Origin of the sequence: Candidatus Methylobacter oryzae (assembly GCF_003994235.2) — a bacterium.
GTDB classification, from domain to species: Bacteria; Pseudomonadota; Gammaproteobacteria; order Methylococcales; family Methylomonadaceae; genus Methylobacter_A; species Methylobacter_A oryzae.
Genome location: NZ_RYFG02000010.1, coordinates 126375 through 150423 on the forward strand (window position 1 = coordinate 126375; position 24049 = coordinate 150423).

The window sequence follows — 24049 nt, forward strand, 5'->3', positions numbered from 1 at the left end:
TTTCAGAGCTTCCGGTAAACGGCCGGCTGCACTAAGCTAACGTCATCATTGACGCCATTCAGTGTTTCAGAATGGCCGATAAAAAAATATCCATCGGGACGCAGCAGCGACAGCAGGCGCGATACCACTTGGCGCTTGGTGTCCTGGTCAAAATAAATCATCACGTTGCGCAGGAATATCACATCGAATTCGCCGAGTTTCGGTGGCGCTTCGGTCAGGTTATGCTGCATAAACCGCACCTTGTCGCGCAGTCGGCGATTGATCAACAAGGTTCCTTCCTGGCTTCCAACCCCTTTAAGACAATAAGTGGACAAATAACGGGGGGGGATTTCCATCATGCGCTCCATCGAATAAAGACCGGTACGCGCCTTTTCCAGCACCCTTGTACTTAAATCCGAAGCGACAACTTCCCAAGGCGCATTGCCCAATGCTTCATCCAATTGCATCGCAATACTATAGGGCTCCTCGCCGCTGGAACAGGCAGCGCTCCAGATACGCAGTGGTTTTCCGGGCCTCCTTGTCGATAAAACACGCTTCCCAAGAAAGTCGAAATGTTTGGGCTCACGGAAGAAGTGCGTTTCGTTAGTGGTCAGTAAGTCCACCGCGACTTGCAATTCCTTTTCACCATTGACTGAAGTAATCATTTGAAAATACTCGCCATAGCTGTTCAAGTCATGATGTCTGAGCCGCTTCGCCAAGCGGCTGGTCACCAACGGCTTCTTGGCAGGCGACATACTGATACCGGCAATGCGGTAAATCAGGTCGCGAAACAGAGCAAACTCCTTATCTTTCAACACTACGGCGTCAAAGTTAGTTTTATGGATCGCTTCGGCTATCATTGTCTTATTCCGCTTATTAACGAGATGTAAACTTATGCCCAAAGGGCATAAGAAACGCTGTCATCAAGATTTTTAATCAATACATGGTTCATGTCTTCGCGACCGTTATTCAGCAATGTCATTCAAGAAATCATGGCTATCACCCGTGCCCGCAAAGCGATACTTTGTACGAGCTTACCGGCGTCAACTTCGTAGTCGGAACCGATTCCACCGTAGCCAGCATCGCCAGGTCGTCGACCGACAGCACTTGCTCAATATTCAGGATAATCACGAATCTGCCGTTGATCTTGCCCATGCCGGCAATAAATTCGGCATGAATATGGGTACCGCTCACGGGAACCGGTTCAATTTCGCTACCGGGAATGTCCACTACCGCATTGACCGTATCGACCATCACGCCAACACTGTAGATTGCTTCGTTTATCGCCACATCAAGAATAATAATGCCCTTGCTTCGTCCTACCGGAGCAGGCGGCTTGCCGAAACGCGCACTCAAATCGATCACTGGAATCAGTGTGCCTCTCAAATTGATAACGCCGCGAATGAAATCCGGCATCTGCGGAACTTCGATCAATTTGCCGTATTGAATAATTTCTTTAATGCAAAGCGTATTTATCGAGTAAATATCACCGCTCAGCATAAAAGTGAGGTATTGCTGGTGTTCCTTAAGAAACTGCCGATAAACCGCCGCTGACGTTATTGCGCTCATATTCATCCCCTAAAAATTTACAAATTCGACTTCGTTAACAGCTAGTTTGGCTGCCGCCATTTTTTTTACGGATGGTTTCGCAAGCTTGAGCTCGGGTCTGGCCGCTGCTACCCCACTTAATCTGTTATCTACAGTAAAGAATGCGATCAGGTCCTGTAATTGCGCGGCTTGCCCGCTCATTTCTTCCGAGGTAGCCGCCAACTGCTCAGATGAACTGGCATTCATCTGAGTGATTTTGTTCAGTTGATCCATTGCCGTATTGATTTGGCTGACGCCGGACGATTGCTCTTCGGAGGCTGCCGCTATTTCCTGCACCAAGTCGGAGGTTTTCTTGATCGACGGCACGATCGTATCGAGCAGTTTGCCGGCGCTTTCGGCTCTTTCAACGCTGCTGGTGGCGAGCTCGCCGATTTCTTCGGCGGCGATTTGACTGCGTTCGGCTAATTTCCGCACTTCGGCCGCGACCACCGCAAAGCCTCGGCCGTGCTCGCCGGCACGGGCCGCTTCTATCGCCGCATTCAGCGCCAGCAGATTGGTTTGATAAGCGATGTCGTCGATGATGCCGATTTNGGTCGCCATGCCGTCGGTGACTTTGGCATTTTCGGTGTTTTGATTGATCGAGGCTGTCATCTGTTCGACCGATGCGCTGGTTTCCTCGACACTGGCGGCCTGCTCGCTGGTTGCCTGGCTCATGCTCTGGGCCGTGGAAGAAACCTCCTCGCTGGCCGAAGCTATATTGGTAGCGGCATCGTTCACTTCGCAAATGACTTGCGAAAGTTTGGCGATGGTATTGTTGACGGTGTCCTTAAAATCTTTAAGTTGTCCTTTGTAATCGCCATTGACAGTTCGGGTCAGGTCGCCTTTCTCCATGTCGGTTAGAACTGACACAACCTCGTTCACCGGAAGAATAACGCCGTTCAATGTTTCATTGACGCCTTCAACGATCTTGCGGAAGTCGCCTTGGTGCTTGTCCGCATCGGCCCGGGTTTGCAACCGGCCTTCCACGGCCGCGACAGCCAGCATGTTGGCATCGGCCACCAACGCATTCACTGCATCGATACAAGTGTTCAGGTTGTTTTTCAGGATATTGAAATCGCCGTTATAGGTAGCGGTGATTTTGGCCGGAATAGCGCCTTTGGCAATGCTATCGACATAATCCGCCGCGACGTTCAACGGCCCAATGACCGCATCCAGCGTATTGTTCACGCCTTCGACAATCTTGCGAAAATCGCCTTTGTGCTTGCTCGCGTCGGCACGAGTTTCCAGCCGTCCCTCAATGGCAGCATTAGAGAGTAGCACCGCATCTGCCACCAATGCCTGGATCGAGACAGTCATGTGCTTCATCGCCGACATCACACTGCCGGTGTCTCCGGGTTTAAGCTCGATTTGAGTACTTAAATCGCCGGCAGCAACCTTGTTAGCCAGGTCGGCGACAAAGTCCGGTTCGCCTCCTAATTGCCGCATCAAACTGCTGGTGATAAACCAACCCAGCAAGGCTATCGCCAGCAGGACAATGGCCGCAATGATAGTTGATGCCCGGACTGCATCAGCCTTGGCTACGGCAGCCTCGTCAGCCGCTTTCTTCGCCAGCTCGGAGTTATAGTCCATGTGGATCTTGAGTGCGGAACCCAACTTTTCGGCCATGCCGATGTTTTGAGTCAGTAACTCAAGGGCTTGAGTTGGCTTGCTCTGCCGGGAAAACTCCAAGGCTTTTTCCATGCCCGGAAGGTATTCGTTAAAAGCGGCTTTATCCTCTATCATCATTTGTCTATCCCTGTCATTCGCCACCATACCTTCGCTTTCATATTTTTTTAACGCGTTTGAGAATGCATTAAGCGCTTCCGTGATCCTCAGTTCGAGTTCCGCCATCTTGGACGCGTCGGTATTCAGTACGTGTCGATAGACGCGGACACGCAGCTTGCCGAATGCATCATTGGCCTCATTCAGTGTAATAATGCTGGGAATACTGTTGATATTGGTGAAATTAGTTTTTTCATACACCGTATCCATCTTGCTCTGCCCAAGCCAAGCAAGCCCAGCCAAACCTAAAACGGCAGCCGCTACCAGCAAAGCCATCTTCTTAGTGACGGTCATATTCATTGTCTTCACTCCCCGGTAAATTAAAAAACTTCAGCTATGCTGCTTTGCAACGCACTATTGAAGATTCCCTTGCAGTCCCTGCCTGATTAAGCTACCTGCTACAACGGCTCTACTAGATCAATAATCCAAAAGCCGCCTATAAACGATCGCCTCAGCTACGCTAATTCAGCAGCCGGGGCTGAACCCATGGCCGCCAACGCGGCCATGTCATCCATCGACAGCACTTGCTGTATATTCAGAATAATCACGAATTTGCCGTTGATCTTGCCCATGCCGGCAATAAATTCGGCATGGATATGTGTGCCGAAAGTCGGCGCCGGTTCGATCTCGCCTGCCGGAATTTCCAGCACCGCATTGACCGCATCAACCATCACGCCAACACTGTGCGTTTCCTCTTCAATGACCACTTCAATAATGATGATGCAATTGCGGCGGCCTATCGGAGTGAGCGGTTTGCCGAAACGCGCGCTCAAATCGATGACCGGCACGACGGCGCCTCTTAAGTTGATCACGCCGCGGATAAAGTTCGGCATGCGCGGGACTTCAGTCACTTGTGTGAACTGGATGATTTCTTTAATGCGAGCGATACCGATCGCATAAGTTTCACCGCTTAGCATGAAGGTCAGATATTGCTGCTCCTCATGCTCGCGATTATTGCCGTTAGCCGGCAGCGTCTGAGCGGTTTGAGTGATTGCATTCATAGTTCCCCCTAAAACTTGACGAATTCAACTTCGTTAGTAGCCCGTCTTGTAGCCGTCGCTTTTTTAACCACCGGCTTGAATACCTTGACCTTGGACTTAACTAATCCGGCACTGTCATCGACCCTGAAAAACGCCATCAGCTCTTGCAATTGCGAGGCCTGCCCGCTCATTTCCTCCGAGGTGACTGCCAGTTGTTCCGCTGAACTGGCATTTTGCTGGGTGATTTTGTTCAATTGATCCATCGCCGCATTGATTTGCCCGACGCCTGCCGATTGCTCTTCGGAGGCTGCCGCTATTTCCTGCACCAAATCGGAGGTTTTCTTGATCGACGGCACGATCGTATCGAGCAGTTTGCCGGCGCTTTCCGCCATGCCGACGCTACCGGCCGCAAGCTCGCCAATCTCCTCAGCGGCAACTTGGCTGCGTTCGGCTAATTTCCGCACTTCGGCCGCAACCACCGCAAAGCCGCGGCCGTGCTCGCCGGCACGGGCCGCTTCTATCGCCGCATTCAGCGCCAGCAGATTGGTTTGATAAGCGATGTCGTCGATGATGCCGATTTNAGTCGCCATGCCGTCGGTGACTTTGGCATTCTCGGTGTTTTGGCAGATTGACGCCGACATCTGTTCGACCGATGCGCTGGTTTCCTCGACACTGGCGGCCTGCTCGCTGGTTGCCTGACTCATGCTTTGCGCGGTAGAAGAGATTTCCTCGCTGGCCGAAGCGATGCTGGCAGCGGCTCCACTGACTTCACCGATGACTTGCGATATCTTGGCGATGGTGCTGTTGACGGTATCTTTAAAGTCCTTGAGTTGGCCTTTGTAATCGCCGTCGACAGTTCGTGTCAGGTCGCCTTTTTCCATGTCAGTTAGAACTGACACAACCTCGTTCACAGGAAGAATGACACCGTCCAGTGTATTGTTTACACCTTCAACGATCTTGCGAAAATCGCCTTGGTGTTTATCTGCATCGGCTCTTGTCGATAGATGGCCTTCCACTGCCGCCATGGTCAATCTGTCGGCATCATTGACCAGTGTTTGAATGGCCTCGGCCATGTTTTTCATTGCTGCCATTACACTAACGGTATCACCGGCTTTTAGATCGATTTGGGTGCTAAGGTCGCCGACGGCAATTGCATTGGCCAAGTCGACAACGACATCCGGCTCTCCGCCCAATTGGCGCATCAGGCTGCGAGTAATGAACCATCCTATCAGCCCCGTTATTAGTAAAACGCAGCCTGAAATAACGGTCGATATCAGAATTGCGCCTTCCTTGGCTGCGACAGCTTCGCTTTGCTGTTTTTTAGTCAGCTCAATGTTATAAGCTATATGAGCCATGAGCGTGTCATAGGTCTTATCTGCCTGTTTTGAACTTTGCGCTAACACCTCGCGCGCTTGTTCAAGCTTGTTGTCGCGAGAAAAGCCCAACGTACTCTGCGTTGCACTCAGATAGTCGTTAAAAGCGGCGCTATCTTCGGCCAGCATCCGCTTGTCTTTGTCGTCCACAATCGTGTTTTCATATTCCTTCAGAGCAGTTAACACGCCATCCTGCGCAATCTTAATCCGGCTCTCAATTTCCGTTTTCTTGGCCGCATCGGGCGTCAGCACATGGCGGTATTCACGGACACGCAGATGCCCAAACGCTTCACCGGCCTTAGCCAACATGACAATCGCGGGAACACTATTGATATTGGCGAAATTAGTTTTCTCATACACTGTATTTATCCTGGTCTGCTCAAACCAGGCTAAGCTCATTAAACCGAAAATGGCGGTAGCGATTAGTAAAATCATTTTCCTAACGATGGTTATCTTCATTGTCTTTACTCCCGGTAAACTGCTTTGCGCTGTGATCAAAAGCTCATGGTTGCAATGGCTGACTTTCTATACTTGTCCTACATAACTGCCTGGGGGTGGGCAAGATAGCCCACGCTTACGTTGACCGACGTTTGTAAATCCGTCTCGATCATTTATTGATGCTGTTTATAAACCCTGCTAACAAAATACCGATTCCGCCCGGCTTTTTGCTTTACTTATACCCAAAGGGCATAAGTTTCGTTTGCGCAGACGAACGGCTCAACTCAACTTTATCTTGCTGCGGCGACTGCCGTTTGCTCGATTAGTTTTTCATGCTCTACCTGCGCCATTAGCCCCGGCACATCGACAATCAGCGCGACCTCGCCACTGCCGAGAATTGTGAAGCCGCCCAAACTCTTTTCGCCTCGAAACAGTTTGCCGAGCGGCTTGATCACGGTCTGGAATTCGCCGAGCAATTTATCGACGACCAGCCCGGCTTTGCGTTCGCCGTAACGCACGACCACGACGTTTTCGCGGGCCACGGCCTCACCGTCAATGCCGAAATGTTCGCGCAGCCGCCGGTACGGCAGCACTTCGCCGCGCAGGTTCAGGTAGTGCCCATCGCTACTGTCGACCCAAGCTTGCAATTCGACGCATTCGACGACCATATCCAGCGGCACCACGTAAGCGGCATTGCCGACGCCGACCATGAAACCGTCGATAATCGCCAGCGTCAGCGGCAGGCGGATGCGAATCGTGCTGCCCCGCTCCGGCACGCTGTCGAGATCGACGCTGCCGCGCAGGGCCTGGATGTTGCGGCGCACGACGTCCATGCCGACGCCGCGTCCGGACAGGTTGCTGACCGCGTCGGCGGTGGAGAAGCCGGGTTCGAAGATCAAGTTGTAGATGTCTTTGTCGCTCAAGCCGGTACCATCGCTGACCAAGCCGCGCTCGATCGCTTTAGCCAGGATTTTGTCCTTGTTCAGGCCGCCGCCGTCGTCGCTGACTTCAATGACGATGCTGCCGGCGTCGTGGTAGGCGTTCAGTTTCAAGGTGCCTTTGGCCGGTTTGCCGCGGGCAATGCGCAGGTCGGCCGCTTCGATGCCGTGATCCATCGAGTTGCGCACCAGGTGGGTCAACGGATCGCCGATTTTCTCGACGACGGTTTTGTCGAGTTCGGTGTCGGCGCCGCTGATGACTAGGTCGATGTCTTTGCCGAGCTCTTTGCTGATGTCGCGAACGACGCGGCTAAAGCGGTTGAAGGTCGCGCCGATCGGCACCATGCGCAAGGCCAATGCGGAATCGCGAACCTCTTCAACCAGCCGCGACAGGGTGGCGGTCGATTCGATCAAGTCGGCCATACCGGCGCGGCGGGCGATCAGGTTAGTGCCGGCGCCGGCGATGATCAGTTCGCCGACCAGGTTGATCAAACCGTCGAGTTTGTCGGCGTCGACGCGGATCAAGTTGGCCTCGTTGCGCTTGTTGTCTTTGACTTGTTGCTGTTTTTCCAGCGCGGCTTCGACGACCGGCGGACTGACCAAGTGCTGTTCGACCAACACTTCACCGATCGGGCGTTGCGGTTCGCCGCCATGCTGGGCTTGCAGGCGCAGCATGGTGTTCAGCTCTTCGGCAGTCAGCGTGCCGCAGGAAACCAGGATTTCGCCGAGGCGCATTTCCTGTTCCGGCAGTTCCTGGATCAGGCGTTGGTATTCGCCGATTTTGCTGTGCGGCGGCAGGATACGGATCAGGCAGTCGCTACGGACGAAGTTGAATACGGCGTCGATGTCGGCTTTGCCGGCGTCGCTGCTAAAGCTGATTTCAAAGCCGAGGTAGCAGGTTTCCGGGTCCATGTCGGCGGCCGCCGGGATCGCGTCAATGATAGTGACCAATTCGACGATCGCGCCGAGTTTGCCGAGACAGCGCACGAACGAGAACGGGTCCATGCCGTTGCGGAACACCTCCGGGCCGAAGCGTAGCGAGATATGCCACAGGTCGGTGCCGGCCACGGTGTCGCCCGGCTCCCGTTCCAGTTTAGGCTGGTGGACGGCAGGAGCAGACTGCTCAGGCTGCTCCGTTTTAGCCTCGCCCAGATAGGCTTCTAATTGCGCGATCAGGATCTTACTGCGTTCGTCAATTTCAGGAAATGGCTGATTCCCTTCAGCCACGCGGCTGATCATGGCTTGCAGATGATCATGTACTTCAATAAACAGCGCTGCCAGTACCGCATCCATGGCAATGCCGCCGCTGCGCACGCGGTCCAGTACGCTTTCGGCGGCATGGGTGAATTCGACGATCGGCTCAATGCCGAACATGCCGGCAGAACCTTTGATGGTATGGGCAGCGCGGAAAATCGCGTTAATAATTTCAGGGTCTTCCGCCGCCTGCTCTACGATCAGCAGGGCTTGTTCCATCTGTTCGAGCAGTTCGCTGCATTCGACCACGAAGGTTTGCAAGTATTCGTCGGGTATCATAACACTAGCCTCATTGGGTGGACGGACGGACGATCAGCAAGGGGTCGCCAAAGAAGCCGGCCAGGCCGGACAGGTCGATTAGGTCTAACACGACGGAACTGTGGCCGGTAAAGCGCAGGGCTTTGCCAAGAGTGGTCGCTTGTTGTTTGACCATGACTAATAACTGCAAACCGGCTCCGTCGAACTCGCCAACTTCGGATAAATCCAGTTCCAGTTCGGAATTGTCCGACAGCCCTGCCAGCAATTTGTCTTTCAACTCCAGAACGGTGTATATAGTCAGTTCACCTTCGATGGCAATGCGGTTGTTCTGTTGATTTTTAGTTCTTCTGTTCACCATCGGTCGCCCCCATTATCTATGCTTGAATAAGCTGCGAAATTGCGGCCAATAGTTGCGGCGGCTGAAACGGCTTGACGATCCAGGCTTTGACGCCGGCCGCTTTGCCTTCGTTCATTTTCTCCGCCTGATTTTCAGTGGTCAGCATGATAATCGGCGTGAATTTGTAAGCCGGCAATTGCTTGACTTGCTTAACAAAAGAAATACCGTCCATGTTCGGCATGTTCACGTCGCTGATAATCAGGTGGATCTTGCTGCCGTCGAGCTTACCCATCGCGTCCTGGCCGTCGCTGGCAAGGATTACCTGATAACCTTCGCGAGTCAGGGTGCTGTTCATCACTTGCCGGACGGAAGCGGAATCTTCTACAAACAGGATAGTTTTGGCCATGTTAAAGTCCTCAAAAAAATGTAATCGTGTTTTGATGGGTATTGATCTCGGCCTTCTCGCCACTGTGCACTTTTAGCTGCTCTTCCATGGTGTAAGTCATACTGAGTTCTTCAAGCCATTTTTCGACATTGACGGAACGGCATGAGCCGTCAATGTCCTTTTCATTTTTAAGCGCCTCCAGATGCTGTTCGAGCTTGTTCAAGTCGCCGCAGACCAGTGTCAGTATTTGGCTGACTCGGTCCTGGAACTGTAAGTCAACGAAAACATCGGCGATTGCGTGATTGATGGCGGTGTTTTCACTGCGCAATAATTCCGCAGAATCGGACAAGCCGGCAGCAGCCCGCGTAAAATGCGACAATACCGTAGCAATGATCTGCTCCGCACTATTGAGTGTCTCTTTGTCTTGGCGGGCGAATTTGTGTGAAATCACCAGCGTGTTTTCAATCGCATCGTTAACGGCTTCAATGGTTTCGGTAATCTTCCTGCCGACATCGCCTGACGAACGCGACAGTTTGCGCACTTCATCGGCAACGACGGAAAAGCCGTGCCCGGCATCGCCGGCCCGCGCGGCCTGAACGGCCGCATTTAGCGCCAGCAGGTTGGTCTGACTGGCAATGCTGCTGACTTCCCAAGCCATTTTGCTGAGTTGATCGGTATAGCCGGACAGGTCTTCAATGGAACGCAATAACTTTTCCTTTTCTTCTAATGAGGTACTCAGCGCCTGTGTAATGCTGCTAAGCGCCTGCTGACTGTCCCGTAGCAATTCGACGATGCCGCCATTGCTGTCGTGATCGCCTTCCATAGTACTTTGCGAGGCAAGCACGGCGGCGTCTAGGCGCTTGGACAAAGAATCGAAGCGTTCAGCCAAATCCGAGATGGACTCTTCGGTGTGCCGCCGGGCCATTTCCACTTGGTTCGACCAAATCGGCAAGACTTTTTGGCACAGCGAGTCCAATCCTTCTATGGAAAACTCTTGCCTGTCGGCATCTTCGGCCTTGCTATCAAGAAAGCCGATCAGCACATCAAAACGTTGTGTCAAATCAGTAATCCGCGCATCAAGAGAAAGCGGCTCATTGCTGGCGGGTTGCGGTTTGCCGGGCTCTTGCCCGTCGAGACGGCTTGACAGCATGTCGAAACATTGCGTTAGCTCATTAATCAACTTTCCGATATGTTTCCGTTCTGCTTCAATTTGACTGGAGCCGGCTCTTGAAACGGCCTCACTGTGCTCATGCTGCAAAGCTTTAATTTTCTGCTCATAGTCCTGTTGCCAGCGTTCCGTCAGGCTTTGCTCCTGCATTTGTAGTGCCACGCGATAGCGGCTACGGCTCCGCAAATGCAATCCGGCAAACATGACGATTAACCCAGCCGCCATTACCAAATTGTTTATCTCGAAGCGGCTGGACACTGTAAAGCCTAAAACGCCAAGTGCGCCGCACAGCAATAATGGAAAGGTCAGCCAATATTCATTTCGATAAAATTTCATTGCTTCTTCCATATCGGGATTTCCTTAATGACATTTAATTAACACTATTCATTTTGGAGTAATCGATACAACTGCAAGCCAATCGATGACCTTGAGCAAGAGTGTATTGCGCACCCAGCCCCAAATCAATCGCTTTTATCGTTTTTATAAAAATAATCGAATATATCGTTTTTATCTATTTAACAACAAGCGTCAACAATCGCTTGTAAGGCATTAAAACTGTTAACGTGTTAAATTTGGAAATGGATTTAGAAAAACCGAAGAAAAACGCCATTCGACTACGTAGTTTCCGCAACCATTGACGTAAAAAGCAGGCAATAACTCAATAATGCCTCTGCTGCTGGATAGTGGGAAAAAGGATAAAACCGGGAATGCACATGACAAGCCGCCGCTACAACTCGGGTGCACGAGTATTTGAGCTGAAAAACGGCCGTTTTCTACAATTAAGAATATCTAAACTTGGAAGTGAAGTTTAGATATTTAATTTCGACCTTAATTTATAGAGCGGCAATATTCAAGAACTGCATGACAGCATTGAGCATCCCGGCCTTTGCCTAGCCCAATCGGGACGTTTTAACGCAAATTCTTCCTTACCGGGCTGTTCGTCATAAGGATGACGCAATAGTTCCAACAGCTCGTTCACCATCGAAAAATCGCCCTGCTCGGCTTTATCTATCGCCAGTTGCGCCAGGTAATTTCTCAACACATATTTAGGGTTGACGGCATTCATGCTGTTGCGCCGTTCAACATCCGGCAAACCGGAAATTTGCACCCGCTTGATATAACGCCTGATCCACAAGCCAAGACGCGCTCTGTAGTCATCGGTTAATTGCTCGGGTACATAATAAGCATCCATCAACGGCGCCATCAAAGCCTGATCGCTGAGTTCTACGTCCATATCCAGCATTGCGAGCTTGCGATAAAAAATAGTCATGTCCGTTTCAACCAGTTGCAATAGGATCAACAGTTCTGTGTTAAGTTCGTCATCGATGGACGGATCATAGACATTCAACCCTAATTTACCGGCAACCATGGTCTGCCAGCCTCGTTCAAAGGTTTCCTTATAGACATTGATCGCCTGCTGCAAAGGCTCAACCTGTTCAATAAGCGGATAAATCGCATTGGCTAATTGACCGAGATTCCAGAAAGCGATTTGCGGCTGGCTGCCGAATCGATACCGCCGCTCGGCCGCGTCGGTCGTGTTAGGCGTCCAGTTGGGGTCGTAATTTTCCAGCCAGCCGTAAGGGCCGTAATCGATGGTAAGGCCGAGTATCGACATATTATCGGTATTCATCACGCCATGGACGAAACCGACGCGCTGCCAATGCACAATCATTTCCGCCGTTCTGCGGCAGATTTCTTCAAACCATTGAAGATAGACGTCCAGCGACGGCTCGCCTAGGTGCGGGAAATCGGCGCGAATTGTGTAATCCACCAGCCTCTTCAGCAGCTCAAGCTCTCCTCTGGCAGTAAAAATCTGGAAATTGCCGAACCGGGTAAATGACGGTGCAACCCGGCACACGACCGCACCCGGTTCGGGCCGGGGATTGCCGTTGTAAAACATGTCCCTGATCACTTCCTCGCCGGTCAATATCAGGCTCAATGCCCGCGTCGTCGGCACGCCCAGATGATACATGGCCTCGCTGCACAAGAACTCGCGTACAGAAGAGCGCAGTACGGCCAAACCGTCGGCAGTCCTTGAGTAAGGCGTCTCGCCCGCGCCTTTCAGTTGTAAGGTCCAATGCTCGCCGCGACGGTTAAGCACTTCGCCCAAATTAATCGCCCGGCCGTCGCCGAGCTGTCCGGCCCAGTTGCCGAACTGATGACCGCCATAACAAGTTGCGTAGGAGTCCATGCCCGGTAGCAGGCGATTGCCGGCAAACACTTGGGTAAAATCATCCGACTCGCAATCTTCCGGCTTCAAATCCAAAAGCTCGGCAACTTCTCTCGAATAAGCGACCATTTGCGGCTTGGAAACGGGAGTCGAAAGCACTCGCGAATAACAAGATCCGAATACCTGGCGGCGTTGATTAGTAGTCTGCGGATCGGCCGGTAACTCGCGAATAAAACGGTTATCGAAGATCAAGTTATCAAGCCCGGACGTTTTTATTTGGGAATTCATCTATTCTGCCTTTTCATCTGTACATAATGACTGACTGTTGTTGGGTCACGATGGTTATCCCATAAACTCATTAAAATCCATAATTGACATTTTAAGCTTAACATAGCGTTAAAAATGAATTTTGCTTTATATTCAGTTAAAATAGCCATGTTAAAAAACCATCGCGTTAATTTAGCGGTGCGTGATTTTATTTAGTGTATTTTTTTGAGGTCGTTGTATGCATAAAAACTTTCTTACCCTGATGTGCGGCGCCACTCTGCTCCTTATACATCCGTGGAGCCAAGCGGCCAGTGATTTACCTCCTACGGCCAAGGTAGAAATGGGACCGGTAGAAGAAGTATGTTCTGACTTCACTAATCCTGAATGGCGAAAAGAACAAGTCATCGATGGTGTAAAAATCCAAGCTTCACGACTCTGTAATCCTGACAACCCTGCCGACATCGCAGCCTTTGTTAAAGGCACAAACGGTATTTCGATGGCAACATTGATGGAAACCCAACTCGCTGCCGATGCGATTACTCTTTCCGACGATGTCGACGGCGACGGCGATCCTGATAAAGTCGTTATTAAACTTGAAGTTGCCGAACTCAACGGCCATTCGCCGGACATGAAAGATCCGACCACGACTTTCGACATAGCTCCGGGCCTTCAACCGACTTTTTGGGTTTTTGCACCAAAAACCCGTGACATGTCGACGCTGAGTATTTACGAACCCATCGCCAATCCATTACTGCGCGCACCGTCTCCGGTCATTCGTGTCGAGCAGGATGACGTGGTTTGGCTGGTTCTTGAAAACACCCATTATTTGCCGCATTCGATACATTTGCATGGCATCGACCATCCTTACATGAATCATGCCGGCAGCGGTAACGACGGCGTTGGACAGACCAGCAATATGGACACAATGCCGGGCCAAACCAAAACCTACGTAATCAAGCCGCGCCAACCCGGCACTATGTACTACCATTGCCACGTTCAACCGCACACTCATATACCGATGGGCTTGCAGGGCATTTTTATCGTTGAGGAAAACCGCCCCAACAACTGGGTACAAACGCTTAACGTTGGCGCCGGTCAAGTACGTCATCCGTCTGTAGCGGTGCTTGAAAAATATGCCCGCGAGTATGACTTGCATTATCAATCGGCCGATAAAGAGCTGCACGAGCTTGTCGCCAGATCGGCTAACGATCCGCGGCTGATTGCCAAGCATATGAATACGGAATACGACACAACCGAAGCCACCGATGATTATTTCATGCTTAACGGCCGCTCTTTCCCTTACACGTTAAGGGAATCATTAATTGAAATGAGCCAGGATGAAAAAGTCAAGCTGCGGGTCCTGAATGGCCATACCGAATCCTTGGCTTTACATATTCACGGCCATAAACCGACCATAACCCATTATGACGGCGTCGATAACGGCCCAAGCTCTTACATCCAACGCGATGTACACGGCATGGTTCCCGCACAGCGTATTGACCTGGAGTTAAGCGGCGTCGACGACGGCTTGCACAGCTTTGGTCAAGGTATCTGGATGTTCCATGACCATGTTGAAAAATCGTTTACGACTAACGGTGTTGGCGAAGGCGGCGATATCAGCCTGGTTGTCTATAAAGATTTCCTTGATGAAAAAGGCATTCCCAAAGCTCACGGTATGAGTCTTGCGCCCTATTTCAGCAAAGGACTCTGGAAAGGTAATTATCCGATCTGGCAGGATTATGATGAGTGGCGCAGTTTAGGTCTTCCCGACCTGAAAGCCGCCTATCAGCCTTCTAAAGTTGCGGTACAAAACGTGCAGCCTCAATGGTCGCCGGATGCCGCTCCCGCACCTGCCGAACAAGAAAGTTCTGTTTTCGGAAAGCTGTTGTTCGGTTTAATACTGGGTTTATTAAGTTACGCGCTGATCATTAACCGCCAGACGGTTTATGATCGCGTTCGTAAGCTGCTGAACAAATAGCTCCAGTCGTTACTTAGAGACATTGCCTACACGGACGTAGGCAATGATGTAAACCGCGATCCTAATAACCGAAGTTTTACATTGAAATATCTCCAACTCATTTCCAAGCCTTCACTGTATAACCGCCCACATTCTGGCATCGCATACGCCCGACGCTTCTTGGCTGAAGTAGTAGCTGCTCCATAGAAAAATGGCTGTCAAGCATTAAAACCGGACTCCCTCAATATGATGCGAACTTATGCCGTACTTGTCACAGCATTAATATGTCCATGCTTTTCAGCATCGGCGGAACCCATCCACTTACAGTTACGCTGGCACCACCAGTTTCAATTTGCAGGGTACTATGCGGCCTTAGAAAAAGGCTATTACAAAGACGCAGGACTCGACGTCGTTATCCATGAAGGCACGCCTAACAATAAACCGGTGCAGGAAGTCCTTCAAGGACATGCCCAATATGGCGAAGCCAACAGCGAATTATTATTGGAACGATTGCGCGGCGCACCGGTTGTTGCTTTAGCTGCGATATATCAACATTCTCCTTCCGTCTTAATCGTGCGCAAGGATGCCGGGATTTTTTCACCCGACGATTTAGTCGGAAAAAAAATCATGCTGATGGATCAAACCGTCGACACTGATTTTATCGCCATGTTCAATAACGAAGGCATTGACGCAAGCCTTCTTCATATCATTCCCAGCAGTTATGAAATTAGCGATTTAGTTAACGGCAAGGTAGACGCATTTAACTCGTACCTGAGCAACGAGCCCTATTTTCTGAAACAACAAGGAATTGAATTTACCGTACTCAATCCGCGCAATTATGGCGTCGACTTTTACAGCGACATTCTGTTTACAACGGAAGATGAGCTTAAACGGCACCCCGAGCGCGTAAAGGCATTCCGCCAAGCCAGTCTCGAAGGCTGGTATTACGCAATGAATCATCCGCAAGAAATTATTGATCTATTGGTCAATAAATATAAAGTTACCAAATCCAGGGACCATCTTAACTTTGAGGCAGACACAGTACGCTCGCTGATAATGCCGGATGTGATCGATCTAGGACACATGAATCCCTGGCGCTGGCGGCATATGGCCGAAACATTCATAAAAGCCGGCATGGTTGAAAACGATCGATTGCTGCAAAATTTCAGCTACGATTCTGACTCTAAAGCCGACAAGGAAAAACTGCTCGGCTATATCAAAATTGCAGTCATCACGGCTCTATTGACCGGCGCTATTACTTTAGGACTATTAGCTTCCTATCGATCACTAAAGCGAAGAAATATAGTAGCCGCCCGTAACGAAAAGCTGCTACGCCTATCCCATGAAACAGCGGGAATAGGCTATTACGTGATCGACTTGGCGACCGGTTGCTGGGAAAGCTCCTCTCTACTCGACCAGATCCTCGGCATCGAAGCCGGATTTGAACGAAAGGCTTCCAATTGGGCGACATTAATCCATCCTGAATACCGCCAGCGCGCGCTTGATCGCTATCAAGAAATCATCCGCAACCAAGAACCGTTCTCGATGGAATATGAAATCATCCGCTCTAGCGACGCTACGACACGTTGGGTCAGCGCTCATGGCGACATTGAGTACGATAAACTCGGCAAACCGACTCATCTGGTAGTGACCATTCAGGATATTACCGAGCGCAAACAAGCAGAGCATCAGCTCACCCGGCAACTCCGCTATTTAGCTATTATGGAGCGCATATCCCGGATAAGCTCTACGAACGAAAGTCTTGAAACCATGCTCGACAAAGTACTAAGAGAAATCAAGTTAATCTTCAAGGCTGACCGCGCCTGGTTCCTGTATCCTTGCGATCCGAATGCAAGTTTTTGGTCAGTGCCGATGGAACATACTCGTCCCGAGTGGCCGGGCGCCTTTAAACGAGATATGAAGATTCCTGTGACTAAAGAACTTGCAGAACTTTTTCATGAGGCGCTCGAAGCCAACGAAACCCTGCAATACGGCCCCACACTGGAACACAGCGTTCCAACAATGGTGGCCGATGAATTTTCGGTAAAATCTCAACTGCTTGCAGCGCTTCGGCCGCAAATAGGCAGCCCCTGGCTACTTGGCATTCATCATTGCTCAGAGGCCTACATTCATGACTCGGATGATCTACGGATATTTACCGAGCTTGCTCAAAGAATTACCGACACACTGAGCAGCCTGATTTCGCTCAAAAGCCTCCGGGAAAGCGAAGAACATTTCCGCCAACTCATTCAAAAATCACCTGTTGCGATCGCTATAGTCAATAAACAAGGTGGAGTCGATTTATTGAATGACAGATTTATTGAATCTTTCGGTTACACTTTAAACGACACGCCAACACTGGAGGCATGGTGGCCGCTCGCTTATCCCGAACAATCCTATCGGGATCATGTCAAAGAAATTTGGGCGGCGGCAATGGCAAAAGCTATTGCCGATGGCAAAGAGTTTACGTTGACGGACTTTGGAGTAACCTGCAAAGACGGCACAATACGCGATATTGTTTTTTACAATGCCCTCGTCGGCGAGCGAGTTCTGATATTTCTGGATGACATCACCGAACGCAAGTCTGTTGAAAATAAATTGCGCAGCCGTACCGATGAACTGGCCCTGCAGAACCATATTTTGCAATTAATTAATCAAGGCGTTGACCTAGCCAAGATATTGGATGAGTTAGCCCATCAAATTGAAGCGCTACATCCTAATATGTTGTGCTCGATTTTGTTGCTGGATGAGGACAATCAACACCTACGCCACGGCGCTGCACCCAGTTTGCCGGACTTCTACAATCAAGCCATTGATGGCTTAACGATTGGCGATGGCATCGGCTCATGCGGCACTGCGGCGTATCGCGGCGAAAGCGTCATTATCAGCGATGTGGCAAACCATCCCTATTGTCAACCGTATCTTGATCTGGCCCGGTTAGCCGGTCTGCAAGCCTGCTGGTCACACCCGATTAAAAATAACCAAGGGAACGTGCTGGGAACTTTTGCTGTCTACCATCGCCAGCCTACTCAGCCTACCGAAACACAAATCAAGCTGATCGCTCACTATGCCGGCCTTGCTCAATTGGCAATTGAAAAAAACAGGTCAATGAGCCAAATAGCAGAATCGCTATCCGTATTAAAAGCCACGCTGGAATCTACCGATGAAGCAATCCTGGCTGTGGACATGAACAACAAGTGGCTGCTGCATAACCAAAAATTTCTTGATTTGTGGCAAATTCCAAATGAAGCCGTCGCTGCCGAAATAGGCGCCGAAAAACTACCGTATCAGTCCAGTCATATTTTGGACCAACTTAAAGACAGCGAAGCTTTTTCCAATCAAGTAACCAAACTGCACGCAACTCCCGAAGCTCATTCGTTCGATATTATTGAATTTAAAAACGGTAAAATTATCGAGCGCTTCTCGGTCCCTAAGATGATCAACAATAAAGTCGTCGGCAGGGTATGGAGTTTCCGTGACGTTACCGAACAAAAACAGGCAGAAGCTGAGCTCCGTATCGCAGCAACCGCCTTTGAATCGCAAGAAGGCATGTCCATTACCGATGCCGATCAAATGATTCTGAAGGTCAATAAGGCTTTTACCCGCATTACCGGTTATGGCCCGGAAGAAGTCATCGGACACACTCATTCCTTGCTTAAGTCGGGTCGGCATGATGCACACTTTTATCGCGCGTTGCAATACAGTTTGAAAAAGAACGGCTATTGGGAAGGGGAAATATGGAATCGGCGCAAGAATGGGGAAATTTATCCTCAATGGCTTAGCATTACTACCGTTAGCGATGCGAACAACCGGATTACCAACTATGTTGCCGCATTCACCGACATCACCAAAGACAAAGAAGCGGAAGAAACGATTCATAATTTGGCTTACTACGATCCGCTTACCGCCCTGCCCAATCGCCGCCTGCTGTGGGAACGCCTGAAGCATGGCATTAAAATGGAACGGCGTGACGGCAAACAGCTGGCGCTGCTAATGCTCGACCTGGACCGCTTTAAAGCCGTCAATGACAGCATGGGACATTTGGCCGGTGACGAATTACTGCAACAAGTCGCCGCCCGTATTAAAGCAAGATTACGCGATGCCGACATGGTCGCTCGTCTAGGTGGCGATGAGTTTGTCGTGCTATTGGAAAACATTGCCCATGCCGAAGATGCCGCGCGAGTCGCGGAACATATCGTTGCCGATTTGAGTCAACCGTTTCATTTACTCAAAAGTAACAATGTCCATCCTGATCTAGGCCGAAAAGTCAGAATCGGCGCCAGTATCGGCATCAGTTTGTTCCCACAGCACGGTAATAGCCCTGAAACACTGCTGGATAACGCGGATACCGCTCTCTACCGGGCTAAAGACGAAGGCCGCGGCTGTTTTGCCTATTTTTCCGAAGAGTTTACGACTATCGCTCGCGAACGCATCGCACTGGAAACCCGCTTACGCCACGCTACCGAGCAACGAGAATTGTGCGTTTATTACCAGGCGCAAATAGACATCGACAGCGGGCTGATAATCGGCGCCGAAGCCTTGGTACGCTGGCACGATCCGACTGAAGGATTGATTTCGCCGGCCAACTTTATCCCTATTGCCGAAGAAACCGGCTTGATTGTCGAAATCGGCGCCTGGGTGTTGCGCGAGACCTGCCGGCAAGGCCGCCGTTGGATAGAAGCCGGCTTACCGCCGCTAACATTAGCAGTCAATGTATCGCCGCACCAGTTCCGCCGCAGCAATATCAGCGCCTTGGTAGCCGAAGTGCTGCACGAGACCGGCTTTCCTGCCAAACAATTAGAGTTAGAACTGACCGAAAGCGGTCTGATGGAAAATGAAGAAAAGGCGGTTGAAGTACTTAATAGCTTACGAGCTCAAGGCGTCCGTCTTGCTATCGATGATTTCGGTACCGGTTATTCATCCCTAGCCTATCTAAAACGCTTTCCGTTGGATGTGCTAAAAATCGATAAAAGCTTTATCGATGACATTCCCTCAGTACAGGACGATATGGAAATTACCGCAACGATTGTCGCGATGGGGCATATTTTAGGATTCAAAGTTTTGGCTGAAGGCGTAGAAACACAGGAGCAACTGGCATTCTTGAGAAAAAAAGGCTGCGATACTTATCAAGGCTATATCAAAAGCAAACCGCTACCGGCAGATGAGTTTGCCCGGCTGCTGCGTGAACAAATGCATGCCAATAACCTTCCTGGTGCGTTAGCCAATACCGTCAAAACCTAAAAAGAGCGAAGCCATGAAAGACTAAACCTTGAATTTCAATTTCAAGCTAAAATTAAGTTATCGAGATAATAGGATTGAGAACGGAAAGCCTCAGATTTAAACTCGGCTTTTAGATTAATCAATATATAATCGCACAGTAATCATTATCTAAGTAATATTGCTTACTTCTAATATAAACCAACCACAAAAGTGAACACATGTTAGTTATTGCTGGATATTTAATCCTTTCTATAGCAATTATGGGCGGATTTCTAGGCGCAGGCGGACACCCCGGCGTTCTATTCCAACCTTTTGAGTTTGTTATCATTATTGGCGCAGCCGTGGGAGCTTTTGTCTGCGGAAACTCTAAAACAGTGATAAAAGCCGCCGTTAGCCAGGCAACCGCCACCCTAAAAGGCTCCCCATACACTAAAGAATATTATCTGGATTTGCTGCTGTGTTTTTACGCAATTACTACCAAAACGCGTAAAGAAGGCTTGCTGTCGTTAGAAAGTATTATCGACGATCCTCACAACAGCCCGGTATTTACGCCCAAAATCCTCCACGACCACCATTTACTGGAATTCATCTGCGACAACCTGCGTTTGATCGTTACCGGAGTTGAGGTCTATGCCTTGGAAGAGCTAATGGACCAGGAACTTGAAACCCACCACGAAGAAGCTCATGCCCCGGTCAAAGCCATTCAGAATATCGCTGACGGTCTGCCGGCTTTTGGGATTGTCGCCGCAGTACTAGGTGTTGTGCATACCATGGAATCGGTTGGTATTCCCCCTTCGGAACTCGGTAAATTGATCGCTGCCGCATTGGTAGGAACATTCCTTGGTATCTTATTGGCTTACGGCTATATCGGCCCTGTCTCGGCTGTAATGGCAGAGCGTGTTGAAGCCTCCGGTAATGTCTTTAAATGCGCCCAGAAAGGCTTGCTGTGTTGCGCTAAAGGGGTGTCGCCCGCCATGACTGCGGAATATATGCGCACGATGATTGCTTCGGCGATGCGGCCCGGCTTTTTGGAATTGGAAGAACAATTAAGAGCCAACAAAGGTTAATTTAGAAAATGTCCGACCAACAACCCATCATCATAAAAAAAATAAAAAAAGGCGGCCACGGTCATCATGGAGGTGCCTGGAAGCTGGCTTACGCGGATTTCGTTACCGCTATGATGGCCTTTTTTTTACTGATGTGGTTATTAGGAACGACTACCGAACCGGAACGCAAAGGAATCGCCGAGTATTTTCAAGACCCCTTCAAAGCCTCCACCGAAGAAAGAGGCAAGGATGTCGGCGACAGGACCAGCATTATCGAAGCGGGAGGGTCGGATATTTCCTCACAAGATCAAGGCCAGATAAATAAAGGTAAAACTGCTGAAGAAATGGAAATTACCCCTGAAGATATTGAACGTAAAGCCGAAGAACTTGAAAAAGAAAAACTTGAAAATTTAAAACAAAAAATCCAGGAAAAAATAGACGGAACGCCTGAATTGAACGAATACAAAGATCAAATCAAGCTGGAAATTACATCCGAAGGTTTAAGAATATTAATTGTCGACGCCCAAAACAGGCCGATGTATAAATTGGCCAGCGCAGAGCCCGAACCGCAAATCAAATTGATTTTGAGAGCATTAGCTCCGGTTATCAGCGAGCTTCCTAATAAAGTCAGTCTTAATGGACACACTGACGCGCGGCCTTTTCCAGCCAACCAGAAAAAGTATACGAATTGGGAACTCTCCAGCGACCGGGCCAATGCCGCCCGCTATGAATTAACCCAAGGCGGGCTTGCCGAAGAAAAAGTCTTAAGAGTTATCGGCTTATCGTCGAGCGTTCCGTATAGTCCTTCCACAGAACCGCTGGACCCGATCAACCGGCGAATTTCCATTATTGTTATGAACAGAAAGACGGAACAAGAAGTCTTGCAAAGCGAAGGCGATAAAGCGAGTGAGGAGAAGGCAACGCCTGCTAAGAAAACAGAGCAAAAGCAGCACTAAGATTTTTACTTTCGCTGTCTACTTATCATTAAGATAAATGCTTGTTGATTACAGAGGGTAACTGTTTAGGCGATTTAATGCGCAGTTGTTTATTGACGTTGAACCTGCCGAACACAACTTCAATATCGCCGACAACTACCCCAAATTCCTTTGCCAGAAACCGAACCATATGATCGGTCGCCCTGCCCGCAACCGGCGCGGCGGTGACGCTGATTTTGAGCTGCTTGCCTTTAACCTTGCCAATCGCATCCTGTTTTGCGCTGGGTTGGCCGAGAACATTAAGCACTAAGGTTTCGCCATCCCAAGCACAGAAAGAATTGATTGCCCATCCTTTGTTTTTCATCACGTTATCTGGAATAAATTGACTATAGCGCCAGCGGGAACTGGTATTTCGGGCTTAGCTTTATTCCGACCAACGCCATTTATACCCAAAGGGCATAAGTTCCGTTTGCGCAGGCAAGCTGCCCAGCTCAGCTTTATACCCAGCGATCATCGCGGGTCTCCTGCATCATATACACAGCAAACAAACTAACAATCGCAGCTAATGAGACATAACCGCCGACCCAAGACAACCCGCCCTCGCTAACCAGCCGTTGCGCGATATAGGGCGCAAATGAAGCACCCAATATACCGCCCAAGTTGTAGGCTGTTCCCGCACCGGTATAACGTACTTTGGAAGAAAACAGTTCCGGCAGCAAAGCTCCCATCGGGGCGAACGTAGCTCCCATCAGGAACAGCTCCAATGACAAGAAAGCGGTAATGATTATCGGCGAACCACTTTCCAGCATCGGTTTTAACAGGAAACCGGACAGGAATGCCAAACTTCCGGCAACCAACAAAACGGGACGCCGCCCGAAACGGTCGCCAGCCCAAGCCGATAATGGCGTGGCAGCAGCCATAAATAGCACAGCCACGCACAACATGCCGAGAAATTGCTGGCGCGGAATTTGTAGCGCGGTAGTTCCGTAACTCAACGAGAACACGGTTGAAATATAGAACAACGCATAGCAGACGACCATCGCCAACGCTCCCAGCGCCAACGGGGCTGCATGGCTTTTGAATACTTCCTTAAGCGGCAAACCAACTTGCTGGTGTTGCTGTAACACTTTGGCAAATATCGGAGTTTCGGCTAAGGCCAGACGCACATACAAACCGATGATAACCAGTACAGAGCTGGCAAGAAACGGGAGCCGCCAGCCCCAGTCTTTAAACTCTTGGTCAGTTAAAAGATGGGCCATCAATAAGAAACTGCCGGTCGCCAACAGAAAACCCACCGGCGGCCCCAACTGCGGAAACATACCAAACCAGCCACGCTTTCCGGATGGGGCATTCTCGGTTGCCAACAACGCAGCTCCGCCCCACTCCCCTCCCAGACCAATGCCCTGGCCGAAACGCAACAGGCACAACAACGCCGGAGCCCATGCGCCGATGACATCATAACCCGGCAACAGGCCGATCAAAGTGGTGGAAATACCCATTACCAGTAGCGATGCAACCAAAGTTGTTTTACGTCCGATACGGTCGCCAAAATGCCCGAACAGTGCGGCTCCTAAAGGCCTAGTCAAAAATGCGACGGCAAACGTTAGAAACGAACTAAGCGCTTGCGTTGTCGGGTCGCCGCCGGGGAAAAATACCGGGCCGATGACTAACGCCGCGGCCATGCCGTAAATATAAAAATCGTAAAACTCAATAGCAGTGCCGATGAAGCTGGCTAAGGCGATGCGGGTAACGGAGGGGACGACGGTGGCGGAACTCATAAATACCTAACCCGGAAAGAAAATCCAATATTAAAAAACAGAACACGGATAATCACTTTAAGCCCGGCTTTTGAAAAATCCGTTTAGATCGGTCTTATCCGCACCCCTAAAACGCCTCGGCAACTGCTCCTGCGTTGCTGTACTACAGGCCTTCCATGGCCTTATACTTTTGGCGTCCGTGTTCCATTTCTTTATCT

General features: G+C 50.1%; 16 protein-coding genes. 4 read left to right on the forward strand and 12 right to left on the reverse strand.

The features are described 5' to 3' along the window. Window positions 1-2 precede the first annotated feature (2 nt). The 10 genes from EKO24_RS02435 to EKO24_RS02480 form a co-directional block, all read right to left on the reverse strand. Window positions 3-839, reverse strand: coding sequence for a CheR family methyltransferase (locus EKO24_RS02435; RefSeq protein ID WP_127027114.1), 837 nt, complete (start codon window positions 837-839; stop codon window positions 3-5). 139 nt (window positions 840-978) lie between these two features. After that, window positions 979-1548, reverse strand: coding sequence for a chemotaxis protein CheW (locus EKO24_RS02440; protein ID WP_127027115.1), 570 nt, complete (start codon window positions 1546-1548; stop codon window positions 979-981). A 9-nt stretch (window positions 1549-1557) separates the two neighbouring features. Next, a complete protein-coding gene (locus tag EKO24_RS02445; RefSeq protein ID WP_241674370.1) occupies window positions 1558-3648 on the reverse strand; it encodes a HAMP domain-containing methyl-accepting chemotaxis protein in 2091 nt (696 codons plus the stop codon). Window positions 3649-3803: 155 nt separating this feature from the next. After that, window positions 3804-4349: a chemotaxis protein CheW gene (locus EKO24_RS02450; protein WP_127030784.1), complete on the reverse strand. Its 546-nt coding sequence runs from the start codon at window positions 4347-4349 to the stop codon at window positions 3804-3806. Window positions 4350-4357: 8 nt separating this feature from the next. Continuing rightward, the gene (locus EKO24_RS02455; RefSeq protein ID WP_143733142.1) at window positions 4358-6160 is read right to left on the reverse strand and encodes a HAMP domain-containing methyl-accepting chemotaxis protein; all 1803 of its coding nucleotides are present in this window, start codon (window positions 6158-6160) and stop codon (window positions 4358-4360) included. A 269-nt stretch (window positions 6161-6429) separates the two neighbouring features. Beyond that, entirely contained in the window at window positions 6430-8610 is a 2181-nt protein-coding gene (locus tag EKO24_RS02460) for a chemotaxis protein CheA (protein WP_127027117.1), read from the reverse strand. A gap of 10 nt (window positions 8611-8620) precedes the next feature. Further along, window positions 8621-8947, reverse strand: a complete 327-nt coding sequence (locus EKO24_RS02465; protein WP_127027118.1) for an STAS domain-containing protein — start codon at window positions 8945-8947, stop codon at window positions 8621-8623. 16 nt (window positions 8948-8963) lie between these two features. Then, entirely contained in the window at window positions 8964-9332 is a 369-nt protein-coding gene (locus tag EKO24_RS02470; RefSeq protein ID WP_127027119.1) for a response regulator, read from the reverse strand. Window positions 9333-9342: 10 nt separating this feature from the next. Next, window positions 9343-10815, reverse strand: coding sequence for a methyl-accepting chemotaxis protein (locus EKO24_RS02475; RefSeq protein WP_206667195.1), 1473 nt, complete (start codon window positions 10813-10815; stop codon window positions 9343-9345). A gap of 514 nt (window positions 10816-11329) precedes the next feature. Continuing rightward, on the reverse strand, window positions 11330-12937 hold the full coding sequence (locus tag EKO24_RS02480) for a protein adenylyltransferase SelO (protein ID WP_127027121.1): 1608 nt from the start codon (window positions 12935-12937) through the stop codon (window positions 11330-11332). A 217-nt stretch (window positions 12938-13154) separates the two neighbouring features. Here EKO24_RS02480 and EKO24_RS02485 point away from each other — a divergent pair, with 217 nt between their 5' ends. From EKO24_RS02485 to motB, 4 genes are all read left to right on the forward strand, one after another. Beyond that, window positions 13155-14894 (forward strand): multicopper oxidase domain-containing protein, encoded by a 1740-nt coding sequence (locus tag EKO24_RS02485; RefSeq protein WP_127027122.1) that lies wholly within the window; start codon window positions 13155-13157, stop codon window positions 14892-14894. A 225-nt stretch (window positions 14895-15119) separates the two neighbouring features. Further along, entirely contained in the window at window positions 15120-20114 is a 4995-nt protein-coding gene (locus EKO24_RS23015) for an EAL domain-containing protein (protein WP_127027123.1), read from the forward strand. A 197-nt stretch (window positions 20115-20311) separates the two neighbouring features. Then, a complete protein-coding gene (gene motA, locus EKO24_RS02495; protein WP_127027124.1) occupies window positions 20312-21160 on the forward strand; it encodes a flagellar motor stator protein MotA in 849 nt (282 codons plus the stop codon). A gap of 8 nt (window positions 21161-21168) precedes the next feature. Then, entirely contained in the window at window positions 21169-22095 is a 927-nt protein-coding gene (gene motB, locus EKO24_RS02500; RefSeq protein ID WP_127027125.1) for a flagellar motor protein MotB, read from the forward strand. A gap of 28 nt (window positions 22096-22123) precedes the next feature. Here motB and EKO24_RS02505 read toward each other — a convergent pair whose 3' ends face one another. Beyond that, window positions 22124-22438 carry a DUF167 domain-containing protein gene (locus EKO24_RS02505; protein WP_127027126.1) on the reverse strand — a complete coding sequence of 105 codons (315 nt, stop codon included), beginning with the start codon at window positions 22436-22438 and terminating at the stop codon, window positions 22124-22126. A 133-nt stretch (window positions 22439-22571) separates the two neighbouring features. Further along, on the reverse strand, window positions 22572-23852 hold the full coding sequence (locus tag EKO24_RS02510; RefSeq protein ID WP_127027127.1) for an MFS transporter: 1281 nt from the start codon (window positions 23850-23852) through the stop codon (window positions 22572-22574). Between the last annotated feature and the right edge of the window lie 197 nt (window positions 23853-24049).

Excerpts from the sequence above, each read along its gene's own strand:
- EKO24_RS02505 (WP_127027126.1), bottom strand. The coding sequence starts at position 22,438 with ATGAAAAACAAAGGATGGGCAATCAATTCTTTCTGTGCTTGGGATGGC.
- EKO24_RS02475 (WP_206667195.1), bottom strand. The coding sequence starts at position 10,815 with ATGAAATTTTATCGAAATGAATATTGGCTGACCTTTCCATTATTGCTG.
- EKO24_RS02485 (WP_127027122.1), top strand. The coding sequence starts at position 13,155 with ATGCATAAAAACTTTCTTACCCTGATGTGCGGCGCCACTCTGCTCCTT.
- EKO24_RS23015 (WP_127027123.1), top strand. The coding sequence starts at position 15,120 with ATGATGCGAACTTATGCCGTACTTGTCACAGCATTAATATGTCCATGC.
- EKO24_RS02480 (WP_127027121.1), bottom strand. The coding sequence starts at position 12,937 with ATGAATTCCCAAATAAAAACGTCCGGGCTTGATAACTTGATCTTCGAT.
- motA (WP_127027124.1), top strand. The coding sequence starts at position 20,312 with ATGTTAGTTATTGCTGGATATTTAATCCTTTCTATAGCAATTATGGGC.
- EKO24_RS02460 (WP_127027117.1), bottom strand. The coding sequence starts at position 8,610 with ATGATACCCGACGAATACTTGCAAACCTTCGTGGTCGAATGCAGCGAA.
- motB (WP_127027125.1), top strand. The coding sequence starts at position 21,169 with ATGTCCGACCAACAACCCATCATCATAAAAAAAATAAAAAAAGGCGGC.
- EKO24_RS02470 (WP_127027119.1), bottom strand. The coding sequence starts at position 9,332 with ATGGCCAAAACTATCCTGTTTGTAGAAGATTCCGCTTCCGTCCGGCAA.
- EKO24_RS02440 (WP_127027115.1), bottom strand. The coding sequence starts at position 1,548 with ATGAGCGCAATAACGTCAGCGGCGGTTTATCGGCAGTTTCTTAAGGAA.
- EKO24_RS02465 (WP_127027118.1), bottom strand. The coding sequence starts at position 8,947 with ATGGTGAACAGAAGAACTAAAAATCAACAGAACAACCGCATTGCCATC.
- EKO24_RS02450 (WP_127030784.1), bottom strand. The coding sequence starts at position 4,349 with ATGAATGCAATCACTCAAACCGCTCAGACGCTGCCGGCTAACGGCAAT.
- EKO24_RS02510 (WP_127027127.1), bottom strand. The coding sequence starts at position 23,852 with ATGAGTTCCGCCACCGTCGTCCCCTCCGTTACCCGCATCGCCTTAGCC.
- EKO24_RS02435 (WP_127027114.1), bottom strand. The coding sequence starts at position 839 with ATGATAGCCGAAGCGATCCATAAAACTAACTTTGACGCCGTAGTGTTG.